The 22,202-nt window shown below is 65.3% G+C and carries 25 protein-coding genes; 8 read left to right on the top strand and 17 right to left on the bottom strand.

The genetic code is table 11. The features are described 5' to 3' along the window. Window positions 1-57 precede the first annotated feature (57 nt). The 3 genes from clpS to AX672_RS13195 form a co-directional block, all read right to left on the bottom strand. A complete protein-coding gene (gene clpS, locus AX672_RS13205; RefSeq protein ID WP_066652060.1) occupies window positions 58-381 on the bottom strand; it encodes an ATP-dependent Clp protease adapter ClpS in 324 nt (107 codons plus the stop codon). 199 nt (window positions 382-580) lie between these two features. After that, window positions 581-1,402, bottom strand: a complete 822-nt coding sequence (locus AX672_RS13200) for a phasin family protein (protein WP_066652058.1) — start codon at window positions 1,400-1,402, stop codon at window positions 581-583. A 134-nt stretch (window positions 1,403-1,536) separates the two neighbouring features. Continuing rightward, window positions 1,537-3,294, bottom strand: a complete 1,758-nt coding sequence (locus tag AX672_RS13195) for a PHA/PHB synthase family protein (protein ID WP_066652035.1) — start codon at window positions 3,292-3,294, stop codon at window positions 1,537-1,539. A gap of 148 nt (window positions 3,295-3,442) precedes the next feature. Here AX672_RS13195 and AX672_RS13190 point away from each other — a divergent pair, with 148 nt between their 5' ends. From AX672_RS13190 to AX672_RS13180, 3 genes are read left to right on the top strand one after another with little or no spacing between them, the layout of a single operon-like run. Then, entirely contained in the window at window positions 3,443-4,663 is a 1,221-nt protein-coding gene (locus AX672_RS13190; protein WP_066652034.1) for an LL-diaminopimelate aminotransferase, read from the top strand. Further along, window positions 4,660-5,433 (top strand): sulfite exporter TauE/SafE family protein, encoded by a 774-nt coding sequence (locus AX672_RS13185; RefSeq protein ID WP_066652033.1) that lies wholly within the window; start codon window positions 4,660-4,662, stop codon window positions 5,431-5,433. The genes AX672_RS13190 and AX672_RS13185 overlap by 4 nt, the downstream gene beginning before the upstream one ends. Window positions 5,434-5,474: 41 nt before the next feature. Continuing rightward, on the top strand, window positions 5,475-5,909 hold the full coding sequence (locus AX672_RS13180) for an acyl-CoA thioesterase (RefSeq protein ID WP_066652056.1): 435 nt from the start codon (window positions 5,475-5,477) through the stop codon (window positions 5,907-5,909). An 88-nt stretch (window positions 5,910-5,997) separates the two neighbouring features. On the opposite strand, the gene AX672_RS13175 is transcribed toward AX672_RS13180, so the two are convergent. Continuing rightward, on the bottom strand, window positions 5,998-6,480 hold the full coding sequence (locus AX672_RS13175; RefSeq protein ID WP_066652054.1) for a winged helix-turn-helix transcriptional regulator: 483 nt from the start codon (window positions 6,478-6,480) through the stop codon (window positions 5,998-6,000). 150 nt (window positions 6,481-6,630) lie between these two features. Here AX672_RS13175 and AX672_RS13170 point away from each other — a divergent pair, with 150 nt between their 5' ends. The 4 genes from AX672_RS13170 to AX672_RS13155 all read left to right on the top strand — a co-directional run bounded on the left by AX672_RS13170 (window position 6,631) and on the right by AX672_RS13155 (window position 12,034). Continuing rightward, entirely contained in the window at window positions 6,631-6,942 is a 312-nt protein-coding gene (locus AX672_RS13170) for a CC_3452 family protein (RefSeq protein ID WP_231731346.1), read from the top strand. A gap of 78 nt (window positions 6,943-7,020) precedes the next feature. After that, a complete protein-coding gene (locus AX672_RS13165; protein ID WP_066652045.1) occupies window positions 7,021-9,111 on the top strand; it encodes a RelA/SpoT family protein in 2,091 nt (696 codons plus the stop codon). 66 nt (window positions 9,112-9,177) lie between these two features. Beyond that, the gene (locus AX672_RS13160; protein ID WP_066652031.1) at window positions 9,178-10,974 is read left to right on the top strand and encodes a DUF885 domain-containing protein; all 1,797 of its coding nucleotides are present in this window, start codon (window positions 9,178-9,180) and stop codon (window positions 10,972-10,974) included. A 40-nt stretch (window positions 10,975-11,014) separates the two neighbouring features. Then, window positions 11,015-12,034, top strand: coding sequence for a glycosyltransferase family 2 protein (locus AX672_RS13155; protein ID WP_066652029.1), 1,020 nt, complete (start codon window positions 11,015-11,017; stop codon window positions 12,032-12,034). 110 nt (window positions 12,035-12,144) lie between these two features. On the opposite strand, the gene AX672_RS13150 is transcribed toward AX672_RS13155, so the two are convergent. Beyond that, entirely contained in the window at window positions 12,145-12,873 is a 729-nt protein-coding gene (locus AX672_RS13150) for a class I SAM-dependent methyltransferase (RefSeq protein WP_066652027.1), read from the bottom strand. Between the two features lie 12 nt (window positions 12,874-12,885). Further along, entirely contained in the window at window positions 12,886-13,308 is a 423-nt protein-coding gene (locus AX672_RS13145) for a GtrA family protein (RefSeq protein WP_082730550.1), read from the bottom strand. Window positions 13,309-13,369: 61 nt separating this feature from the next. Here AX672_RS13145 and AX672_RS13140 point away from each other — a divergent pair, with 61 nt between their 5' ends. Beyond that, the gene (locus AX672_RS13140; protein WP_066652025.1) at window positions 13,370-15,169 is read left to right on the top strand and encodes a hypothetical protein; all 1,800 of its coding nucleotides are present in this window, start codon (window positions 13,370-13,372) and stop codon (window positions 15,167-15,169) included. Window positions 15,170-15,179: 10 nt separating this feature from the next. Here the strand turns inward: AX672_RS13140 and AX672_RS13135 are convergent, their stop codons facing one another. The 11 genes from AX672_RS13135 to AX672_RS13085 all read right to left on the bottom strand — a co-directional run bounded on the left by AX672_RS13135 (window position 15,180) and on the right by AX672_RS13085 (window position 22,136). After that, the gene (locus tag AX672_RS13135) at window positions 15,180-15,800 is read right to left on the bottom strand and encodes a MarC family protein (protein WP_066652023.1); all 621 of its coding nucleotides are present in this window, start codon (window positions 15,798-15,800) and stop codon (window positions 15,180-15,182) included. Next, window positions 15,797-16,672 carry a bifunctional methylenetetrahydrofolate dehydrogenase/methenyltetrahydrofolate cyclohydrolase FolD gene (folD, locus tag AX672_RS13130; RefSeq protein ID WP_066652017.1) on the bottom strand — a complete coding sequence of 292 codons (876 nt, stop codon included), beginning with the start codon at window positions 16,670-16,672 and terminating at the stop codon, window positions 15,797-15,799. Before folD ends, AX672_RS13135 begins: the two co-directional genes overlap by 4 nt. Next, window positions 16,669-16,971: a DUF167 domain-containing protein gene (locus AX672_RS13125; RefSeq protein ID WP_066652015.1), complete on the bottom strand. Its 303-nt coding sequence runs from the start codon at window positions 16,969-16,971 to the stop codon at window positions 16,669-16,671. The genes folD and AX672_RS13125 overlap by 4 nt, the downstream gene beginning before the upstream one ends. A 4-nt stretch (window positions 16,972-16,975) precedes the next feature. After that, the gene (locus AX672_RS13120) at window positions 16,976-17,278 is read right to left on the bottom strand and encodes a YggT family protein (protein ID WP_066652013.1); all 303 of its coding nucleotides are present in this window, start codon (window positions 17,276-17,278) and stop codon (window positions 16,976-16,978) included. A 56-nt stretch (window positions 17,279-17,334) separates the two neighbouring features. Continuing rightward, window positions 17,335-18,234, bottom strand: coding sequence for an acetylglutamate kinase (gene argB / locus AX672_RS13115; protein WP_066652011.1), 900 nt, complete (start codon window positions 18,232-18,234; stop codon window positions 17,335-17,337). Window positions 18,235-18,244: 10 nt separating this feature from the next. Further along, window positions 18,245-18,730 carry a crossover junction endodeoxyribonuclease RuvC gene (gene ruvC / locus AX672_RS13110; protein ID WP_066652009.1) on the bottom strand — a complete coding sequence of 162 codons (486 nt, stop codon included), beginning with the start codon at window positions 18,728-18,730 and terminating at the stop codon, window positions 18,245-18,247. Then, window positions 18,727-19,119, bottom strand: a complete 393-nt coding sequence (locus AX672_RS13105; protein ID WP_066652007.1) for a nuclear transport factor 2 family protein — start codon at window positions 19,117-19,119, stop codon at window positions 18,727-18,729. The genes ruvC and AX672_RS13105 overlap by 4 nt, the downstream gene beginning before the upstream one ends. A 12-nt stretch (window positions 19,120-19,131) precedes the next feature. After that, window positions 19,132-19,875 (bottom strand): YebC/PmpR family DNA-binding transcriptional regulator, encoded by a 744-nt coding sequence (locus AX672_RS13100; protein WP_066652006.1) that lies wholly within the window; start codon window positions 19,873-19,875, stop codon window positions 19,132-19,134. 75 nt (window positions 19,876-19,950) lie between these two features. Next, entirely contained in the window at window positions 19,951-20,190 is a 240-nt protein-coding gene (locus AX672_RS13095; RefSeq protein WP_066652004.1) for a DUF2312 domain-containing protein, read from the bottom strand. 55 nt (window positions 20,191-20,245) lie between these two features. After that, window positions 20,246-21,586, bottom strand: coding sequence for an amidohydrolase family protein (locus AX672_RS13090; protein WP_066652002.1), 1,341 nt, complete (start codon window positions 21,584-21,586; stop codon window positions 20,246-20,248). Window positions 21,587-21,758: 172 nt separating this feature from the next. Then, on the bottom strand, window positions 21,759-22,136 hold the full coding sequence (locus AX672_RS13085) for a DUF1244 domain-containing protein (RefSeq protein ID WP_066652000.1): 378 nt from the start codon (window positions 22,134-22,136) through the stop codon (window positions 21,759-21,761). Window positions 22,137-22,202: the final 66 nt, after the last annotated feature.

Below are 22,202 nucleotides of genomic sequence, written 5' to 3'. Positions count from 1 at the left end.
GGCGCCTGGCCACTCCCCCTCGTCCAGGCGCCGCCCAATCCGGCGGTTAGCCGTGTGTCATGCCTTTTCGAGCGTGCACTGCAGGGGGTGCTGGTTCTGGCGGGCGAAGTCCATCACTTGGCTGACTTTGGTCTCGGCGACTTCATAGGTGAAGACCCCGCACACGCCGACGCCCTTTTGGTGAACGTGGAGCATCACCCGGGTCGCTTCCTCGATGCTCATGCGGAAGAAGCGCTGCAGGCACAGCACCACAAATTCCATCGGCGTGTAATCGTCGTTGAGCATCAGCACGCGGTACGGCGTCGGCCGCTTGGTGCGCGCACGCGTGCGCGTCGCGATGCCGAGGCCGGTGCCTTCGTCATCGTCGCGGCGCTCGGCCATCGCGATGGGGAGAGTTGAACTGTCGGTCATGTGTCGTGAAAATATGGCAGGCCGGGGGGCTTCGGCAAGGGGGAAGCGATATGATCGGCCATTGCAGGCGCGATTCCTGACCCAAAGGCCGTAGCGTAACGAAAAGGGGCGGCAACCCAGCGGTCGCCGCCCCTTCGCATTGTCAATCGACGCCAAAGCGCCGGATGGTTTACGCGCCGACCTTGATCTTTTCGGCGGCAACCGCAACGCGGTTCGAGATCGGCTGGGCGATGTCGCCAGCGAGCTTGAGCATCGCTTCGGTGTTCTTCGAGGTTTCGGCAACGAGGTTGTCGAACGCGGTGCGGACGAAGTCGCTCTGCAGCTTCATGAAGTCGGCCGGGGTCTTGACCGAGGCGAGGTCGCGCATCGCGGCGGTCGCGCCTTCGAACGACTTGCGGGTGTAGTCGGCAGCTTCCTGGCCCATCGTTTCGATGCCCTTGACGGCGATCTTCGACGATTCGACCAGCGCGTCGACGTTGCCCTTGCTGAGCTCGTTCATGTCGGCGAACAGCTGGGTGCTCTTTTCGACGGCGGCCTTGGTGCGCTCGTTCATGTCAACGAACAGAGCCTGAGTCTTTTCGGTAGCGGCGTGCAGGGTGTTTTCCATGATATTTGCCTTTTTGCTTGCGGGGGTGGGCGTCTTGGCTGCGGGGGCAGCCGCGACGGCAGGGGTAATGTCGGGGGCGACGACCGGCGCCACCGGCGCGGGCGCGACGACGGTTTCGGGCGCCGGCGTTTCGATCACCGGTGCAGCGGCGACAGTCGGCGCCACCGGAGTGACGTCAGCAATCGTGGCAGGCGCAGCCGCGGCGGGTGCAGCGACGACTTCCGGCACGACGACGGCGGGCTTGGCGGCCTTGCGGACCGCCGGCTTGGCAACCTTCGCCGTCTTGGGCGCAGGCGATGCGACTTCGGCGGCGATGACGTCCGCCTTTACAGCAGGCGCAACCGACTTGGTCGGCGTGCCTGTTTTGGGACCTTTGGTGGCCATGCGGCGCTCCTGATAACTCCGTTGCTGCAGCGCAATATAATGCACTGCAATGCGGAGATCAAGCGATTATTGTGCGCTGCAACATGAAATTCACAAGCCGTTGCGGACTGCGGTAGGATATTGAATCGAAACGCTTATCGCATCTTCACATAGTCGCCCGGCGCTTCGCCAAGCGCGGGCAGCTTGCCCTTGCCGGGCACGCGCGCGCCCTTGGCGGCGACCTGTTTTTCGCCCTGCGCGCGGATCCACTCGATCCAGTCGGGCCACCAGCTGCCCTTGGTCTCGGTCGCGCCCGCAACGAAGTCCGACAGCGTGCCGTCGATCGCCGGATTGGTCCAATATTGGTATTTCTGCGCCGCCGGTGGATTGACCACACCGGCGATGTGCCCTGACCCCGCCAGTACGAAGCGGATCGGCCCCGCGAAGTGCTTGGTCATCTGCCAGACGCTTTCGGCAGGCGCGATATGGTCCTCGCGCCCTGCCTGAATATAGCTCGGCGTGGCGATCTTGGTCAGGTCGATCGGTGTGCCGGCAACGCTGAGCGCGCCGGGCGTCGCCAGCAGATTGTCGCGGTAGAGATCGCGCAAATAGCTCAGATGCCATTTGCTCGGCAGATTGGTGGTGTCGCTGTTCCAGTGGAGCAGGTCGAACGGCACATAATCCTGGCCGAGCAGATAATTATTGGTGACGTAGTTCCAGATCAGGTCGCGCCCGCGCAGCAGGTTGAAGGTCGCGGCCATATAGCGCCCGTCGAGGAACCCCTCGGGCGACACTTGCTCGATCAGCTTGATCTGCTCGTCATCGACGAAATTGAGCAATTCGCCGGCGCGGCTGAAATCGACCTGCGCGGTGAAGAAGGTCGCGCTCTTGACCTTGGCGGCATCGCCGCGCGCGGCCAGCACGGCAAGCGTCGCCGCCAGCGTCGTGCCCGCGACGCAATAGCCGATGGTGTGGACGGCATCGACCTTCAGCAGCGCGCGGACGGTGTCGATCGCGTCGATCTGGCCCTGTTCGACATAATCGTCCCAGGTCACGTCCTTCATTGTTGCGTCGGCCGACCGCCATGACACGATGAACACCGTCAGCCCCTGATCGACGGCCCATTTGATGAAGCTTTTCTCGGGCGTCAGGTCGAGGATGTAGAAGCGGTTGATCCACGGCGGGAAGATCACCAGCGGCGTTTCGACCACCTGATCGGTGGTCGGGCTGTACTGGATCAGCTCGTAAAGCGGCGTGCGCTTGACGACCTTGCCGGGCGTGGTCGCGATGTTGCGGCCGACTTCGAACACGCCGTCGCTGGTCTGCGTCAGCTGTCCCTTGCGCAGATCGGCGAGCATGTGCTGCAGCCCGTGCAGCAGATTTTCGCCGCCGGTTTCGATCGTCTTTTCGAGCACCAGCGGATTGGTCGCCGGGAAATTGCTCGGGCTCATTGCCTCGACGATGTTGCGGGTTGCAAAGCGCAGTTTCTCGCGCTGCTTGTCGTCGATCCCCTCGATCTCGTCGATGCTGCGCTGGAGATGGTCGGAGACGAGCAGATAGCTCTGGCGGATCCAGTCGAAAACCGGGTTGGTGCGCCACGCCGGATCCTTGAACCTCTTGTCCTTGGCGTGCGCCGGATTCTCGGGCTCGACGGCGTCTTCGGGCGCAAGGAAGCGCGACCACATCTTCATGCTGTCGGCCCAGAAATCGCGCGCGCGCTCCAGTGTGCGCGGGTCGGTGAAGCCGGGGATGATCGGGATCGCGGGCGTGTCCTCGATCGTCTGCAGGCCTGCCTCCAGCATCATCTGCTGCGCGCGGCCCATCACCCAGGTCCAATGCTGCATGTCCTCAAGGCTGGGGATCGGCAGCGCGGCGGTCGGCGTTGCACCTGAAGGGGATTGGGGGTCGGCCATGCTGTCCTCATCCTCGGGCGCCGATTCTTGGGATTTGCGCCTTGTTGGCAGACGCTTTAGCATCGTCCGGCCCCGGCGACGAGGGGGCGGCTGAACGGGTCGCGCCGACGTCGCCCGCGCCGATAGCTCTTCTAGCAAAGCGATTGCGATGTCCGACGAATTCTACCGCATCAAACGTCTGCCGCCCTATGTCATCGCCGAAGTGAACGCGATGCGCGCGGCGGCGCGGGCGAGCGGCGAGGACATCATCGACCTCGGCATGGGCAACCCCGACCTGCCGCCGCCGCCGCATGTCATCGAAAAGCTCGTCGAAGTCGCGAGCAAGACCGATGCCCATGGCTATTCGGCGTCGCGCGGTATTCCGGGTCTGCGGCGTGCGCAGGCCAATTATTATGCGCGCCGTTTCGGGGTCGAGGTCGATCCCGAGCGCGAAGTCGTGGTGACGATGGGGTCGAAGGAAGGGCTTGCGAGCCTTGCCACCGCGATCACCGCGCCGGGCGACGTCGTGCTGGCGCCCAACCCGAGCTATCCGATCCACACCTTCGGCTTCATCATTGCCGGTGCCACCATCCGCGCGGTGCCGACCACGCCCGACGCGCGTTATTGGGAAGCGCTCGACCGCGCGATGAGCTTCACTGTCCCGCGCCCGTCGGTGCTGGTCGTCAACTATCCGTCGAACCCGACCGCCGAGACGGTCGACATCGCCTTTTACGAGCGGCTGGTCGCTTGGGCGCGCGAGAACAAGGTCTGGGTGATTTCCGACCTTGCCTATTCCGAACTCTATTTCGACGGCAAGCCGACCACCTCGATCCTGCAAGTGCCGGGCGCCAAGGACGTCGCGGTGGAATTCACGTCGCTGTCGAAAACCTATTCGATGGCGGGCTGGCGGATCGGCTTTGCGGTCGGCAACCAGAAGCTGATCGCGGCAATGACACGGGTGAAGTCCTACCTCGATTACGGTGCTTTCACGCCGATCCAGGCCGCCGCCTGCGCCGCGCTCAATGGCCCGCAGGACATTGTCGAGAAGAACCGTCAGCTCTACCACCACCGCCGCGACGTGCTGGTCGAAAGCTTCGGCCGCGCCGGATGGGATATTCCGGCACCGCCCGCGTCGATGTTCGCCTGGGCGCCGCTGCCGCCAGCGCTTGCGCATTTAGGCAGCCTTGAGTTCAGCAAACAATTGCTCACTCACGCTCACGTCGCGGTTGCGCCAGGGGTTGGCTATGGCGAGAACGGCGAAGGGTTCGTGCGCATTGCGATGGTCGAAAACGAACAGCGCCTGCGCCAGGCCGCGCGCAACATCCGCCGTTACCTCCAGTCGATGGGCGTGAATACGCCGCCCCAAGCTGCGGCGCGCGATTCGGCGTGATCCAACCGCTTTATTCGCTGGCCGGGGTCTTGGTGGGGCTGCTCGTCGGCCTGACCGGCGTCGGCGGCGGATCGCTGATGACGCCGATTCTGGTGCTGGCGTTCGGCTTCCATCCGGCAACTGCGGTCGGCACCGACCTGCTTTATGCGTCGGCGACCAAGACGGCGGGCGCGGCAGTGCACGGGCGCCACGGCACGGTCGACTGGCGCGTCGTCCGGCGGCTGGCAATGGGCAGCTTGCCCGCCGCAGTCGCGACGCTGACCTTGCTGTGGCTGGTCGGCGCGCAGGCCGAGGCGATGGGGAAGCTGATCGCAAGCGTGCTCGGCGGCGCGTTGATCCTGACCGCGATTTCGGTGTTTTTCCGCAAGCAGCTGGTCGCGCGGCTGACGCCGTTCTTCGCCGGTGACGATGATGGCCAGATCAGGCGGCTGACGATTGTGCTGGGGGTCATTCTCGGCGCGCTGGTGTCGTTCACGTCGGTCGGCGCGGGCGCGCTCGGCATGACAGCGCTGCTGATCCTCTATCCGAAGGTGCCGGTCGCGCGGCTGGTCGGCAGCGACATCGCCCATGCCGTGCCGCTCACGCTGATCGCGGGGCTGGGGCATCTGTCGATGGGCACGGTCGATCCGTGGCTGCTGCTGTCGCTGCTGCTCGGGTCGATTCCCGGCATCATCATCGGCAGCCTGATCGCGACGCGCGTGTCGGACCGGGTGCTCGCGCCGATCCTCGCCACCACGCTCGGCATCGTCGGCGCCAAGCTGCTGCTCTGACCCCGTTGACGTTGGCACCCGCGGGCGGCATCGCCCCGGCCATGACCCGCCCCGGCTTTGCCTTCTCCACCCGCTTCAAGGTCCGCTACGCCGAAATCGACGGCCAGCGGATCGTCTTCAATTCGCGCTATCTCGAATATGCCGATTATGCGGTCGGCGAATTCTGGGAATGGAGCGGCATGGACGCGCTCGGCCCCGACTGGACCGACGCCGAATTCCACGTCCGCCATACCGAGATCGACTATCTGATCCCCTTTGCGATGGGCGACGAGATCGAAGCTTTCGTGCGGATCGAGCGCGTCGGCACGACCAGCCTGACCCAGCGGTTCGAACTGTGTCATGCAGCGACGGGTGCGCTCCACTGCGTGATCGAAATGGTGATTGTCCATGTCGGCACGCTGGGCGGGCGCCCGGCGCCGATTACGGGAGCAGTGCGCGCGGCGCTGGAAAAGCTCGCGACGCACGAACAGGATTGAGTGTAGCAGTTGCTACAAATCTGATGTAGATGTCGGCCGTCGCAATGCGGAGGTCGTGCTCAGTGGTACAGAATGCGTCTCGACCCGCCTATTCGGCCGCATCGACGTCGCGCGCGATGTCCTCAGGCAGCGACCAGACCATGTCGCCCTTGCGGAGTATGCGTCCGTCCCAGGCGTGGACTTCGACCTGCCGGATCGGGCGGCGATCGCGTTCGTCGACCAATACCGGCGTTGCCGCAACGCCGGTTTCCCAGCGCTCGCCCCATTGCCGCAGCGCGACCATCGTCGGCAGCAGTGCCGCGCCCTTGTCGGTCAGCCGATACTCGATCTTGCGGCGATCGTCGGGCAAGGCCTCGCGCTTCAGGATGCCGTGCTCGACCAGCCGCGCCAGCCGGTTCGCCAGAATGTTGCGGGCAATGCCCAGCTCGGACTGGAATTCCTCGAAATGGTGCAGGCCGTTGAAAGCTGCGCGCAGGATGAGGAACGACCAGCGCTCGCCCATCGCCTCGAGCGCAGCCGGCAGGCTGCACTCGGCGAGATCGCGTAAGGGCTCTCTCAGTTTCGCATCCATCAGGCCGGTCATCCTATCCCAAATCGCCAGACACGCGACGAAAATCTAAGTTTCTAGTTGCAACGAAAAACTTAGTCGACTAAGTGGCGTTTCGCAACTCAATTATGCACGGGGCGGCCCTCCCCAGGCGCCCCATCGATGGAGGAAGACATGACCCGTATGCTCTCGCTCGCCGCTGCTGCGGCTGCCACTCTTGCCCTTGCTCCCGTCGCGGCTTCGGCCCAGACCAGCGGCTATTACAATGCGACGCCGGCGACCGCGCCGAGCAAGACCACGATCATCACTGCCGGCACGCTGTGGAAGTGCACCGACGGCGTCTGCGGTGCCGCCAAGAGCACGCAGCGCGACGTCATCATGTGCCAGATGGTCGCGCAGCGCATCGGCAAGCTCAACGCGTTCAGCGTTGCCGGCGCCGCTTTCGACGAAGCGACGCTCGCCAAGTGCAACACTGTTGCGCGCTAACCACGATCAACCCCGCGCGTGATCGGCGCGGGCAAGTAAATGTTGCAAAGCAGCAGCACGCAGCCCCACATTGGCTGCGTGCTGCGGCAATATGAACTGGTCGATCGGGTATTAAGCTACGATCCTGATGCCAATGAGGCGCTGCTTAATCGCGCCTATGTGTTTTCGATGCAGGCGCATGGCGCCCAGAAGCGCGCATCGGGCGACCCCTATTTCAGCCACCCGATCGAAGTCGCCGGAATATTGACCGATCTTAGGCTCGACGACGAGACGATCGCGACCGCCATTCTCCACGACACGATCGAGGATACGGTGGCGACTCCTGAGGAAATCCACCGGCTGTTCGGCGACAATGTCGCGCGCATGGTCGATGGCGTCACCAAGCTGTCGAAGATCGAGGCGCAGACCGAAAGCGAGCGTGCGGCCGAAAATCTGCGCAAGTTTCTGCTCGCGATGTCGGACGATATTCGCGTGCTGCTCGTCAAGCTCGCCGACCGGCTGCACAACATGCGCACGCTCCACCACATCAAGAGCGAGGAAAAGCGCCGCCGCATCGCGCGCGAGACGATGGACATCTATGCCCCGCTCGCCGAGCGAATCGGCATGTATGAATTCATGCGCGAGATGCAGAGCCTGGCCTTTCGCCAGCTCGAACCCGAAGCCTTCGATTCGATCACCAAGCGGCTCGCGCTGCTCAATGAAGGCGACAGCGGGCGGATCACCAAAATCGCGTCGTCGATGAAGGCGCTACTGCTGCGTCACGGCGTCGATGCCGACATCTGGGGCCGCGAAAAGCACCCCTATTCGATCTGGCGCAAGATGAGCGAGCGCCACATCAGTTTCGAGCAGCTTTCGGACATCATGGCGTTTCGCGTGATCGTGCCGTCCGAAGAGGATTGCTACCGCGCGCTCGGGCTGATCCACCGGCGCTGGCCAATGGTGCCGGGGCGTTTCAAGGACTATGTCTCGACACCCAAGCGCAACGGCTATCGATCGCTGCACACCAGCATCATGCACGCTGAGAATACGCGCGTCGAAATCCAGATCCGCACGCCCGAAATGCATGCCGAGGCCGAACATGGCCTCGCTGCGCACTGGGCGTACAAGCAGGGCAAGCTGCGACCCGACACGCAAGTGCGCTGGATCGCCGATCTGGTCGAAATCCTCGATGCGGCCGAAAGCCCCGAGGAATTGCTCGAACATACCCGGATGGCGATGTACGTCGACCGCATCTTCGCTTTCACGCCGCGCGGCGAGCTGATCCAGCTGCCCAAGGGCGCAACCCCGATCGATTTCGCTTATGCGCTGCACACCGATCTGGGCGACCAGGCGGTCGGCGCAAAGATCAACGGGCGCGTCGTTCCCTTGCGCACGCATCTCGACAATGGCGACCAGGTTCAGATCCTGCGCTCAAAGGCGCAGCGGCCGCAGCCGCACTGGCTGAACTTTGCGATCACCGGGAAAGCGCGCGCGGCGATCCGCCGCCATTTGCGGATCAAGGAACGCGATGAGGCGCAGGCGCTGGGCCGCAAGCTTTACGACGAGATCGTCAAGCGGTTGCCGACCACGCTTTCGGACGATGCGATCAGCGCGGCCGTCAAGCGGCTGAAGCTCGCCGACGACGCTGCCCTGATGGAAGCGATCGCGCGCCGCCGCTTCACCGATGCCGAAGTGATGGAAGCACTGATGCCAGGCGCGCTGGCGGAACTGGGCGAGGCGACGCCGACGGCGCCGATGGCCGCCATTTCGATCCGCGGGCTGACGCCGGGCATTGCCTTCGATCTTGCCGAATGTTGCCACCCGGTGCCGGGCGACCGGATCGTCGGCCTGCGTCGGCCCAACGAGGGGATCGAGGTCCACAAGATCGACTGCGCAACGCTGACCGACAGCGACGACGCCGACTGGGTCGACCTTGCCTGGGGCGACAAGACCGAAGGCGCGGTCGCGCGGATCGCCGTGCAGCTGAAGAATGAACCCGGCGCGCTCGGGGTGGTCGCGACGGTGATCGGCGCGCACAAGGCCAATATCATCAACCTTCGGCTCGACAATCGCGACACCGGCTATCACACCAACATGATCGACATGGAAGTGCGCGACCTGACGCACCTGACGCGGCTGATCGCGGCGTTGCGCGCGGCCGACGCGGTCAGCTCGGTCGAGCGCGCCTGAGGCCGGTTGCCAGCCGCAGCAGGGCGGCTAAGCTGATCGCCAGATAAATCGAGGAGGGGATTGCCCATGGACCGTCGTCGCTTTCTGGCCGCCAGCGGCGTCGCTGCTGCTGCCGTGACGCTGCCGGGCGCTTTGCGCGCCGCCGCACCCGCTGGCGATGCTGCGCTCAACGCGCTGTTCGACAAGATTTTCAACGCCAACGTCGACGATAATCCAGAACAAGCGACTCAGCTCGGGCTCGACAAGGGCGCGCGCGCACCGCTGAAGGGCAAGCTCGACGATCGCTCGGCGGCGGGACGCGCTGCCGATCTCGCGCGCACCAAACAGGCGATTGCCGATATCACCGCGATTGATCCGGCGACCTTGTCGAAAGACGGCAAGCTCAACCGCGAAGTCGTGCTCTATTCGCTGAACAGCGGCATCACCGGCCAGGTCAAATACGGCATCGGTAGCACCATTCGCCCCTATCGCATCTTCCAGCAGGGCGGTGCCTATTTCTCGATCCCCGATTTCCTGTCGTCGTCGCACACCATCCAGACCGCCGACGATTGCGAAGCCTATCTGTCGCGGCTCGACGCGTTCGGCACTGCGCTCGACCAGGACAGCGCGGTGCAAAAAGCCGAAGCGGCGCGCGGCTATGTCGCGCCCGATTTCTCGCTCGACCTGACGCTCGGTCAGATGAACGCTTTGCGCAAGGCAGCGCCCGAGGCGAGCTCGATGGCGATGTCGCTTGCCTCGCGTGCCGCCAAGGCTGGCATCGCGGGCGATTGGGCTGCGCGCGCGGCCAAGATCATCGCGAACAGCGTCTATCCCGCGCTCGACCGCCAGATTGAGCTGGTGCAGTCGCTGCCGCGCCGCAAGGATGCGGGGCTGTGGGCGCTGCCGCAGGGTGAGGCCATTTATGCCGATGCGCTGAAGGCGGCGACGACGACCAATTTTACGCCCGACGAAGTCCATCAACTCGGCCGTCAGCAAGTCGCTGAGATCAGCGCCGAGCTCGACAAGATCCTGCGCGCGCAGGGGCTGACGCAAGGCTCGGTCGGCGCGCGGCTGACGGCGCTCAACCAGCGCCCCGAGCAGCTCTATCCCAACACCGCCGAAGGCCGCGCCGCGCTGCTCGCGGGGCTGAACGAGGGGGTGAAAGCGATGCGGGCGAAATTGCCGCAGGCGTTCCTTAATCATCCGGGCGCCCCGCTCGACATCCGCGCGGTGCCGGTCGAGATTCAGGACGGCGCGTCGAACGGCTATTACCGGTTCGCGTCCCTCGACGGATCGCGCCCGGCCATCTACTTCATCAATCTGAAGGACGTCGGCGACTGGCCGAAATATACGCTGCCGTCGCTGACCTATCACGAAGGCGTGCCGGGGCATCACACCCAGCTGAGCGTCGTCGCGAGCCTGAAGACGCCGTTGCTGCGTCGGCTGTCGTTCTTCGGTGCTTATTCGGAAGGGTGGGCGCTCTATGCCGAGCAAGTCGCCGACGAACTCGGCGGCTATGCGAGCCCGGTCGAGCGTGCGGGCTATCTGCAGAGCTTCTTGTTCCGCGCGGCGCGGCTGGTCGCCGACACCGGCATCCACGCCAAGCGCTGGACCCGCGAGCAGGCAACCGATTACTTCGTCGAGACCGTCGGCTTCGCGCGCCCGCGCTCGCTGCGCGAGATCGAGCGTTATTGCACCCAGGCGGGGCAGGCGTGCAGCTACAAGCTCGGCCACATCAGCTGGCTGCGCGCGCGCGACAATGCCCGCAAGATTTTGGGCGCGAAGTTCGACATCAAGCAGTTCCACGAAGTGCTGCGCGACGGCGCGGTGCCGCTGACGATCCTAGAACGGCTGGTCGAGGAGCGCGCGCGGGCGGCGGTGTGATCACTTTGCGTGGCGCCAAATGAACGCTAGAGCGGCGCCCATGCATCGCCCTGCGCTCTCCGTCGTCGTTCCTTGCTATAACGAGGAGCCGAACCTCGACCTGCTGCACAGCCGCGTTACCGCCGCGGCGCGCGCCGCGGTGGGCGAGGATTACGAGATCGTGCTCGTCAACGACGGGTCGAAGGACGGCAGCTGGGGTGTGATGCAGCGGCTCGCGGCGAGCGATCCGCGACTCGTTGCGATCAACCTGTCGCGCAATCACGGCCACCAGCTGGCGCTGACCGCCGGGCTCGACCTGTGCTGCGGCGCGCAAATCCTAATCATCGACGCCGATCTGCAGGACCCGCCCGAGCTGCTGAGCGACATGCGCGCGACGATGGTCGAGCAGGGCGCCGATGTCGTCTATGCGGTGCGCCGCAAGCGCGAAGGCGAGACGTTTTTCAAGAAGATGACGGCCGCCGCCTTCTACCGCGTGCTCGACCGGGTGACCGACACGCCGATCCCGCTCGACACCGGCGATTTCCGGCTGATGAGCCGGCGTGCGCTCGATGCGCTGCTCAGCTTGCCCGAACAGGCCCGCTTCATTCGCGGGATGGTGGCATGGGTCGGCTTCCGGCAAGTGCCGTTCGTCTATGACCGCGCCGAGCGCCATGCCGGCGAGACCAATTACCCGCTCGGCAAGATGATCCGGCTCGCGCTCGATGCCGTTACCGGTTTTTCGACCGCGCCGCTGCGGTTCGCGAGCCATGCCGGGCTCGCGCTGACGGGCGCGTCGCTACTGCTGTTCGTCTATATCGCGATCGGGTTCTTCACCGGTAGCGCGGTGCAGGGTTGGACCTCGACGATGCTGGTCGTCGTGCTGCTGGGCGCGGTGCAGATGTTCGTGCTGGGGATGATCGGCGAATATCTCGGACGGCTGTACGTCGAATCGAAGCGGCGCCCGCTCTATCTGGTCGCCGACGTCGCCGGGCCGGTGCGCGGGACGGCGACCTTGGGGTATAAGGCGGAAGCGGTTGAAGTGGCGCCGTTGAGCGGTGACGAGGGTGTCGCGGGGGAGTAGTCCCCGCTTTCCCCCGTTCGTTTCGAGCGAAGTCGAGAAACAGGCCACAGGCGCGTCGCTTCGTTACCCGTGTCTCGACTTCGCTCGACACTAACGGAAGGGGCGTGAGATCAAACCCGCTGCGCCAAGGTCACGATCGACACACCCGGCGTCAGCGGCATGCGCCCGACGAGGTGCCGCTCGAGCCCGAACACCGTCTCGAACAGCGCGTTGACTGGCCCTGGCGGCGGTGAATCGTCGCTGTCGTCCTTGCCGGTCAGCCGCCCGGCGATCCGCGAGGCAGCGGCAAGCGGGAACAGCAGCGAGTTGAACCAGCGCAGGCCATTGTGCTTCAGCCCCGCCGCCGCAATCGCTTTGCCCAGCGTCGCCTTGGAATAGCGCCGGTGGTGGTGATTGACGACGTCGTGCGCACTCCACATCCACTGGTGCGCCGGGACCGCGATCAAAATCTTGCCGCCGGGCTTCAGACAATCGCGCATTGCCGCGAGCGCCGCGACATCATCCTCGATATGTTCGACGACATCGAGCACCGCGATCAGGTCATAGGCGCTGCGTTCGATCCCGGGCAGTTCGGGGAGCGGGGCATCGCCGACCGGGCGGCCGAGCCGTTCGCTGGCAATCGCGCGCGCGGCGGGGTCGATCTCGATCGCCTCGACTTGGCCGAAGCGCGCGAGCATCGGCAGATTATGGCCGGTGCCGCAGCCGATTTCGAGGATGCGCGCGTCTTTTGGCAGGCCGCCGAGCCGGGTCAGATAATCCGAGAGGATCTCGCGCCGCGCCCGGTACCACCAGTGCGTCGAATCATGCGCCGCCATGCGGTCGTAGACGATTCTATCCATGCGTTTTGCCCATCAGGCGAAGACCAGCCAGCGATTGAGGAGGAAGGTGAAGATCGTGGCGATCAGTACCGCCGGCAACAAGGGTGCCCAGGCCGGAAAGCCGAGCACCGCCGTGCCGATCCAGGTGACGAGCGCATTCAGCCCGACTCCCGACGCCTGTACCGCGACGAATTTGACCTGCTGCATGCCGCCGGGCTGGCGCGTGCCGTGCCCCTTGAAGCTCCACCGGCTGTGCAGGAAAAAGCCCGCCGTCACGGCGACTGCAAAGGCAAAGGGCACCGCGAACACCGCGCGCGGGCCCGGAAACACCCAGCTCGTCAGCGGCAGATAGACCGCGGCATAGATCAGCGTCGATATCCCGCCGGCAATGCCGAAGCGCAGCAACTGGCCGACCATCGGATAGTCGCGCAATATCGTTTCGGCCCGACGGATCATTTCTCAACTTGCCCTTTACGCGCGCTGCCGTAGAGCGCGGGGGAATGCGAGGGAAGCTGTTTTGAGCAACGATAGCGCTGCCTCGCCGGATTTCGGCACTGCCTTGCGCCAGATTTTCGATCGGCACTGGATTGCGCTGACGCTGATCGCCTGGGCGGTGCTGGCGATCTGGTTCGTTGCCAATGGCTGGAACACCGTGCGCTGGCTGTCGCTGAGCGACACCGACGACAATATGCGGCTGATGCAGGTCCGCGCGCTGCTGAACGGGCAGGGCTGGTACGATCTGCGCCAGTATCGGATGAACCCGCCGACGGGTTTCGACATGCACTGGACGCGCATTGTCGATCTGCCGATCGCGGGGCTTATCCTGCTGATCCGGCCGTTTGCGGGCACGTTCTGGGCCGAACGCCTGGCGTGCGGCATTGCCCCGCTGCTACCGATGTCGGTCACGCTCGTTGCCCTTGCCTTCACCGTGCGGCGGCTGGTGCATCCGCTTGCCTGGCCGCTGGCGATCATCTTCATGCTCCTGTGCACGACCACGCTGCTGATGTTCATGCCCGAACGCATCGACCATCACGGCTGGCAACTGGCATCGCTGGCAGTCACAGTAGCGGGGCTGGCCGATCCGGTGCAGCGGCGCGGCGGGCTATTGGTCGGGCTGGCAAGCGCGTTTTCGCTGTCGATCGGGCTTGAGATGCTGCCCTATGCTGCTGGCGCCGGCGCGATCATCGCGCTGCGCTGGGTGTGGGACGCGGCCGAAGCGCCGCGCATGACCATCTATGGCGCCGCGCTCGGCATCGGGTGCTTGCTCGGCTATGCGGGCTTTGCGTCCTACGCCAACAGCGTGCTGCGCTGCGACGCGCTGACGCCGGTATGGCTCAGCGTGATGACCGCGGCGGGCGGGCTGCTGGTGCTGCTCGGTACGATCAACCCAAAGGCGCGGACGACACGGCTGGGGCTGGCGGTCGTCGCCGGGGTGGCGATCGTCGCGGGTTTTGCCGGCTTCTTCCCGCAATGCCTCGGTCGCCCCGAGCAGGTCTCGCCCGAGCTTCAGCGCAACTGGCTCGACAACATCCGCGAGGCAAAGCCCGTCTATACCCACCCGTTCCGCGTCTATTTCCCGGTGATCATGCTGCCGGTGATCGGGCTGGTGGGGGCGGCCGTAGCGACATGGCGCGCGCGCGGACAGGCGACCGTCGCCGCCTGGTGCGGTGTATTGCTGTTCACACTGCTCGCCGGTGGCTTGCTGCTCTGGCAGTCGCGGGCGAGCGCGGCGGCGCAGCTGCTTGGCGTGCCGGGGGCGATTGCGCTCACCTGCATCGTGCTGCCATGGTTCCTGAAGAGCAAATCGATGCTGGTGCGCGTGTTCGGCACCGTTGGCGGCTTCCTGATCGTGTCGGGCGCCTTTGCGGGCTTTATCGTCAAATGGCTGCCGGTCGAGCAGCCGACCGCGCGGACCAAGACGGTCGACCGCGCTGGCAGCACTTGCCCGAGCTTCACTGCGCTCGCGCCGCTCGACCGGTTGCCGCCGCAGACGATCTTCACCTTTGTCGATCTCGGCCCACGGCTGATTACGGTCACGCATCACAGCGCCATCGCTGGCCCCTACCACCGCAACGGCGACGCCATTCTGGACGTGCAGCATGCCTTTGGCGGCAGCGCCGACCAGTTCCGGGCGATCGCCAGGGCGCATGGCGCGCGCCTTCTGCTGACTTGCCCGAACATGGCCGAGTCTACCGTGTACCGCGCGCGCAACAAGGGCGGCTTTTACGATCAGCTCGCCGATGGCAAGGCGCCGCCGTGGCTGAAGCCGGTCGCCTTGCCCAAGCGATCACCGCTCCGGCTCTGGCGGATCGAATAGCGCGATCGGGCTAGAAGAAGCTCGCCTTCAGCCCGTCGATCACGAATTGCGCGGCGAGTGCCGCCAGCAGCACGCCGAGCAGCCGGGTGACGACGGCCTCGATCTTCGCGCCAAGGATACGCATCAGCGGCGCCGCCAGCAGCAGCGCGAGCAAGGTCAGCATCAGGATCGTCGCCAGCGCCGCCAGGATCACCAGCGTCCGCTCGATCCCGTGGCCCTTCGACATCAGCAGCATGATCGACGCGATCGATCCCGGCCCCGCGATCATCGGCATCGCCATCGGGAAGACCGAGACATCCTCAACCTCATGCGCCTCGATCATCTTCTGCGCACGATCCTCGCGGCGCTGGGTGCGTTTTTCGAACACCATCTCGAGCGCGATCAGGAAGAGCATGATCCCGCCCGCAATCCGGAAACTGTCGAGGCTGATGCCGAGCGCGCGCAGGATGTCCTGACCAAACAGTGCGAAGATGACGAGGATCGCACCCGCTATCAGCACTGCGCGGATCGCCATCGCCCGGCTGTGCTCGGTCGGCACGCCTGCCGTCAGCCCGGCATAGATCGGCGCGCAGCCCGGCGGGTCGATCACCACGAAGAAGGTGATCAGCGACGAGACGAACAGCTCGATCAAAGCGCACCCTTGTCATAGGCGACGCCCGCGCGGCGGTGCGCAGCGACCAGCGTGTTGCGGAGCAGGCAGGCAATCGTCATCGGCCCAACGCCGCCCGGCACCGGCGTGATCGCAGCCGCGACGCTGGCCGCGCCGTTGAATTCGACGTCGCCGACCAGGCCATCTTCGGTGCGGTTGATGCCGACGTCGATCACGGTCGCGCCCGGCTTGATCCAGTCGCCCTTGATCATCTCGGGCTGGCCGACCGCCGCCACGACGATGTCGGCACGGTGGACGATGCTCGCCAGATCGCGCGTCTTCGAATGCGCGATGGTGACGGTCGCATTGGCGCCGATCAGCAGTTGCGCCATCGGCTTGCCGACGATGTTCGACCGGCCGACCACGACCGCGTCGAGCCCGCTCAGGTCGCCGAGGCGGTCCTGCAACAGCATCAGGCAGCCGAGCGGCGTGCAAGGCACGAAACCGTGCATCCCGGTCGCGAGCCGCCCGACATTGACCGGGTGGAAGCCGTCGACGTCCTTTTCGGGGTCGATCGCCATGATCACTCGCGCGCCGTTGATATGCGCGGGCAGCGGCAGCTGGACGAGGATGCCGTCGACGGCTTCGTCGCGGTTGAGGCAATCGATCAGCGCAAGCAGTTCGGCTTCGGCAACATCGGCGGGCAGCTGGTGCTCGAAGCTTTCCATGCCGGCCGCCACCGTCGCCTTGCCCTTGTTACGGACATAGACCGCCGAGGCCGGATCCTCGCCGACGAGCACCACCGCCAGCCCCGGCGCGCGCCCGGCGGCGGCGCGGAACGCCGCGACCTGCGCCGCGATGCGTTCGCGCAGGGCAAGCGCGAAAGCCTTGCCGTCGATGATGTCAGCGCTCATGGCTTGGGCTCATAGAGCGCTGCTGCCGTCTCCGCCAGCGCTTGCGGCGCCCCCGATAGCCGCAATCGTTTGAGCCGACTCGTTTCGCCTGCGATCAGCGTCACGTCGCGGCGGGCAATGCCGAAGATTTTGGCAACGAGCGCGATGAGCGCGGCATTGGCGGCGCCATCAACCGGCGCTGCGGCAAGCCTCGCCGCGAAATGATCGGGCGTCCCGGCAGCGAGCAGATCACGCCCGCCACGCGGGGTGACCCGGATGGCGATGTCGATTCCCGTGGCCGTCAGCGCCCAGGCGGGCACGTGCTTACAGCGGCGCGCCGGTCGCGATCGACAAGGCCAGATGCGACAGGATCAGCCCCGCGATGCGGATCAGCAGCAGCACCACCATGGGCGAGAAATCGAGCTGGCCGAAATCGGGCAGCACCCGCCGGATCGGGCGGTAAAGCGGCTCGGTGACCTGATTGAGGCCGTTGTACAATTGCCGGACGAAATCATTGTAAGTGTTGACCACGTTGAACGCGATCAGCAGCGACAGCACGAACTGGGCAAGAATGATCAACGACAGGACGTTGAGCAGCACCAGGGCAATATCGATGAGCGTCAGCAAGGGTCAGGTCTCCGTCTGGCTGGCGATATAGGGAAGTAAGGCACTTTCTGCCAGTCCTATCGATGGACCAGCGTGCCGGCACCCCGCCGGGTGAAGATTTCGAGCAGCATTGCGTGCGGTACCCGCCCGTCGAGAATGACAGCGGCATCGACGCCCGCCTCGACCGCAGCGACGCAGGTTTCGAGCTTGGGGATCATCCCGCCGGTGATCGTGCCATCGGCCTGCAGCGCCTCGATCTTCGCGGGGTCGAGATCGGTCAGCAGATTGCGCTCTTTGTCGAGTACGCCCGCAACATCGGTCAGCAGGAATAGCCGCGCCGCGCCCATGGCGCCCGCAATCGCGCCGGCCATCGTGTCGGCGTTGATGTTATAGGTCATGCCGTCGGCGCCGAAGCCGACCGGCGCGACCACGGGAATCATGCCCGCGTCCGAAATCGTATCAAGCACGCGCCGGTCGATCGCTTCGGGCTGGCCGACGAAGCCCAGGTCAACGGCGCGCTCAATATTGCTGTCGGGGTCGCGCGTGGTGCGGGCGAGCTTGGCGGCACGCACGAAGCCGCCATCCTTCCCCGAAATGCCGATTGCGCGCCCGCCGGCCTGACCGATCCAGGCAACGAGCTCCTTGTTGATTGCGCCCGACAGCACCATTTCGGCGACCTTGGCGGTCTGCTCATCGGTGACGCGCAGGCCATCGATAAAGCTCGATTCGACGCCCAATTGCTTGAGCATCGCGCCGATCTGCGGCCCGCCGCCGTGCACCACCACCGGATTGATGCCGACCGCCTTCAGCAGCACGACATCTTCGGCGAAATCGCGCGCGAGTTCGGGGTCGCCCATCGCATGGCCGCCGTACTTCACCACGAAGGTCGCGCCCTTGTAGCGCTGCATATAGGGCAAAGCTTCGGTGAGCGTTTCGGCCTTGGCGAGCAATTCGGGGCTGGGGCTGTGGTCGGTCATTGCCCGCCCTCTAGCGAAGCGCGCGGGCGCTGGCGAGATGGTGGGCATGGCAGATTGCCACGGCGAGCGCGTCGGCGGCGTCCGGCCCGGCAATGGCGACACCGGGCAGCAGTCGCGCGACCATTGCCTGCACTTGCACCTTGTCGGCGCTGCCGGTGCCGACCAGCGCCTTCTTGACGAGGCGCGGCGCATATTCGCCGACCTCGATCCCGCCGCGGGCAAGTGCTGCAAGGCAAACGCCGCGCGCGTGGGCGAGCTTCAGCGTCGATTGCGGGTTGGCGTTGACGAATACTTCCTCGATCGCGGCCGCCTGCGGGGCATGGTCGGTGATCAGCGCCGCAACCATCGCATCGAGATGCGCAAGCCGCCGGGCGAGCGGGGCGGCGGTGTCGGTCTTCAGCCGCCCGTTCCCGAGGTGCGACAACCGGTTGCCCTCCGCCCGGATCAGCCCCCAGCCGGTGGTGCCAAGCCCGGGGTCGAGGCCTAGCAGGATCACGACCCGTCGATCAGTCGATCGATCGCGGCCTGATCCGCGTCATAGACCCAGCATTCGGCAAGCTTGCCGTCGGCCACGCGGTAGACCAGCACGCGTTCGACTTCGATCCGCGCATCATCAGGGCCCAGTTGTTCGCGCGCGATGATGGCGCCGCGCGTATCGCCTGCCATCACGCTAACGATTTCGACCAGCTTGCGGTTTGTCCGGCGTGAAAAATCACCGAGCACGCCGAGCGCCGTTGCTTTGCCCGCGTGCGTGCCGGCCAGCCCATTGTCGCCGAAATAATGCAGGACGAAATCGTCATGATAGGCGGCCATGATCTCGGCAAGATTGCCGCCTGACCAGGCCTGCGCATAACCGTTGAGCACGGTCAGGATCGAGCCATCCATCACTCGACGCGCCTAGCCCAGCTTGTCCATCACGTCGTCCGGCACTTCATAATTGCCCCACACGGTCTGGACATCGTCGTCGTCGTCGAGCGTGTCGATCAGCTTGAACAGCTGAGTCGCATCCTCAAGGCCGACCGTCACCATCGTGTTCGGCCGCCACGCGAGCTTCGCGCCCTCGGGCTCGCCGAGCACGGGCGTGAGCGCCTTGACGACTTCGTGCAGCGCTTCGTTCGAGGTCCAGATTTCGTGGCCGTCCTCGCTCGATGTCACATCCTCGGCGCCGGCTTCGAGCGCGGCTTCGAACACCTTGTCGGCATCGCCTACGCTTGCGGGGTAATTGATCAGGCCCATCCGCTCAAAGCCGTGGCTGACCGACCCACTCGCGCCCAGATTGCCGCCGTTCTTCGACACCGCCGTGCGGACGTTGGTCGCGGTGCGGTTGCGATTGTCGCTCAGCGCCTCGATGATCAGCGATACGCCGCCCGGGCCGAAGCCTTCGTAGCGGATTTCCTCGTAATTTTCGGTGTCGTTCTTCGACGCCTTGTCGATCGCGCGCTGGATATTGTCCTTGGGCATCGACTGCGCCTTGGCCGCGTTGACGGCCATGCGCAGGCGCGGATTCATGTCGGGATCGGGCAAGCCCATCTTGGCCGCGACGGTGATTTCGCGGCTGAGCTTCGAAAACATGCCCGAGCGCTTTTTATCCTGGGCACCCTTGCGGTGCATTATGTTCTTGAATTTGGAATGGCCTGCCATTGTTAACCCCGCAAAGTGGTACTTTGCGGGGACCTCATAAGGAAGCGAAGGTCCCCGCTCAACACCTGCACCTAATCAAGCCAGCCCGAGCGCGGCCTTGTAGGTTTCGAGCAGCATTTCGGCTTCGTCGCGGTGGTGCTTTTCCATCTTCCGCAACCGCACGATCGCGCGCATCGTTTTGGTGTCATAGCCGTTCGCCTTTGCTTCGGCGTAGACGTCCTTGATATCATCGGCGATGCCCTTTTTCTCTTCCTCGAGCCGTTCGATCCGCTCGATGAAAAGGCGCAGCTGATCGGCCGCGATGATGTCGCTCATGAAATTTGCTCCAGCAGGATTGAGCGGGGCGCTCTAACCGGTCGAGGCGCCCCGATCAATTGGCCGGGAACGGCAGGCGGACGCCGCGCGCCTTCACCGCGACGCCGTGACGCATCACGAAATCGACCTTTTCGAGCCGGGTCACCTCCGCCGTCGGATCGTCCGCGACCGCGATGATGTCGGCGAATTTGCCGGGTTCGATCGAGCCGAGCTGGTCCTTGCGGCCCAACGCATCGGCGGCGTCGATGGTGGCCGCGCGAATTGCGGCGGCAGGGGTCATGCCCGCGCGCACCATCAGTGCGAATTCCTTCGCATTGTCGCCGTGGCGCGACACGCCGGTATCGGTGCCGAAGGCGATCTTCACCCCCGCCGCGATCGCGCGCCGGTGGCTGTCGAGCATCGCCGCCGCCGCCGCTTCGGCCTTGGGAATGGTGGCGGGCGGCAGCACGCCGCTGCGTGCCTGCGCCAGCGCTGCGACCGGCGCGAGCATCGTCGGCACCAGCCACGCGCCCTTCGCCTTGAACAGCGCCACCGTGCTGTCGCTGATGAAGGTGCCGTGGTCGATCGTGTCGACGCCGGCTTCGAGCGCAGCTTCACTGCCTTCGCGGGCGTGGCTGTGCGCGGCAACCTTGCGGCCGAAGCTGTGCGCGGTGTCGATGATCGCCTTCATTTCCTCAGGCGTCATCTGCCGCCCGAGCCCGCCCGCGACATTCGACAGTACGCCGCCCGTCGCCGCGAACTTGATCACCTGCGCGCCGAGCCCGATCTGCGCGCGCACGGCACGCCGGCAATCATCGGGGCCGTCGCAGACGTTGGTCTGGTGCGCGTGAACCGTGTCGGCGAACAGCTCCGCCATGCCATTGCCGCCATCGCCGTGCCCGCCGGTGACCGAAATCATAGTGCCCGCGTTGACGATCGTCGGCCCGGCGATTTCGCCCGCCTCGATCCCGTCGCGCAGCGCGCGGATGCCGCGCGGATCGCCGCCGAGGTCGCGCACCGTCGTGAACCCAGCTTCGAGCGTGGCGCGCGCATTCTTCTGCGCTTCGACCAGGTCGTCGAAACGGTCACGCGTCAGCTCGCCCAACCGCGCGCGCATCGGGTCGCCGCCGATGCCCCAGAGGTGGACGTGCATGTCGATCAGCCCCGGCAGCACGAAGCGGTCCTTCAGGTCGATCAATGTCGCGCCGGCTTCGGGCGTCGCATAGCCGTCGCGGACTTCGGCAACCTTGCCGTCGCGGATCACGATCGTCGCGGTCTTGCGGGGCGCCTGGCCGGGCCGGTCGAGCAACGTCCCGGCATGGATATAGGTGATCTTGGGCGTGGGCGCAGCGGGCGTTGTCTGCGCCACGACAGGTGCGGCCAGCATCAGCGCGGCGGCAAGCAGAATCGGCTTCATCCTCATCCCCCCAAGACGGGCACGGTTGACCCGTGCCCTGTTCATTCGAATCATCACCCTGAACTTGATTCAGGGTCCATCGTGCCACCAGCGATTGCAGTGCCTGTTGCGCGATGGATGCTGAATCAAGTTCAGCATGACGGCGGTTGGATGGGAAGCCCCCGACCGTCGCTTAGCGGTTCGGCATCGACGTCGATGGCGGGTCGCTTGCCGGAAAGCTGTCGTCGAGCGCGTCGTCGAGGCGCTCCTCGCGCTTGTTGCGCGCGACGCTCGCTTCCATCCGGGCGAGCTGTTCGGGCGTGGCGGCGAGCTGGTGCGTCGCTTTCCACAGCGCATAGGGCATGCCGTACACCGCCTCGCGCCCCACCGCCTGGTCGAGCGCGCCATCCGACGCCTCGCTCAGCCAGTCGCCAAGGCAATTGCGGCAGAAGCCCGCCAGCCCCATCAGGTCGACATTCTGCGCGTCGGTGCGGTGCTGCAAATGGCGGACGAGCCGGCGAAAGGCCGCGGCGGCGACCGCGTCGTCGATGCTATCGATATCGGCTGTCATCGTAATCTCCTTGAGCGCTGCGAGATAGGCACTAGAGGCAGCAACGCACAAGCCGAGGAGAGCGCC

It is taken from the genome of Sphingomonas sp. CCH10-B3, assembly GCF_001556185.1.
Classification (GTDB): Bacteria; Pseudomonadota; Alphaproteobacteria; order Sphingomonadales; family Sphingomonadaceae; genus Sphingomonas; species Sphingomonas aquatica.
Note: the sequence above shows the minus strand (reverse complement) of the source record. Positions and strands in the feature narration are given on the sequence as shown.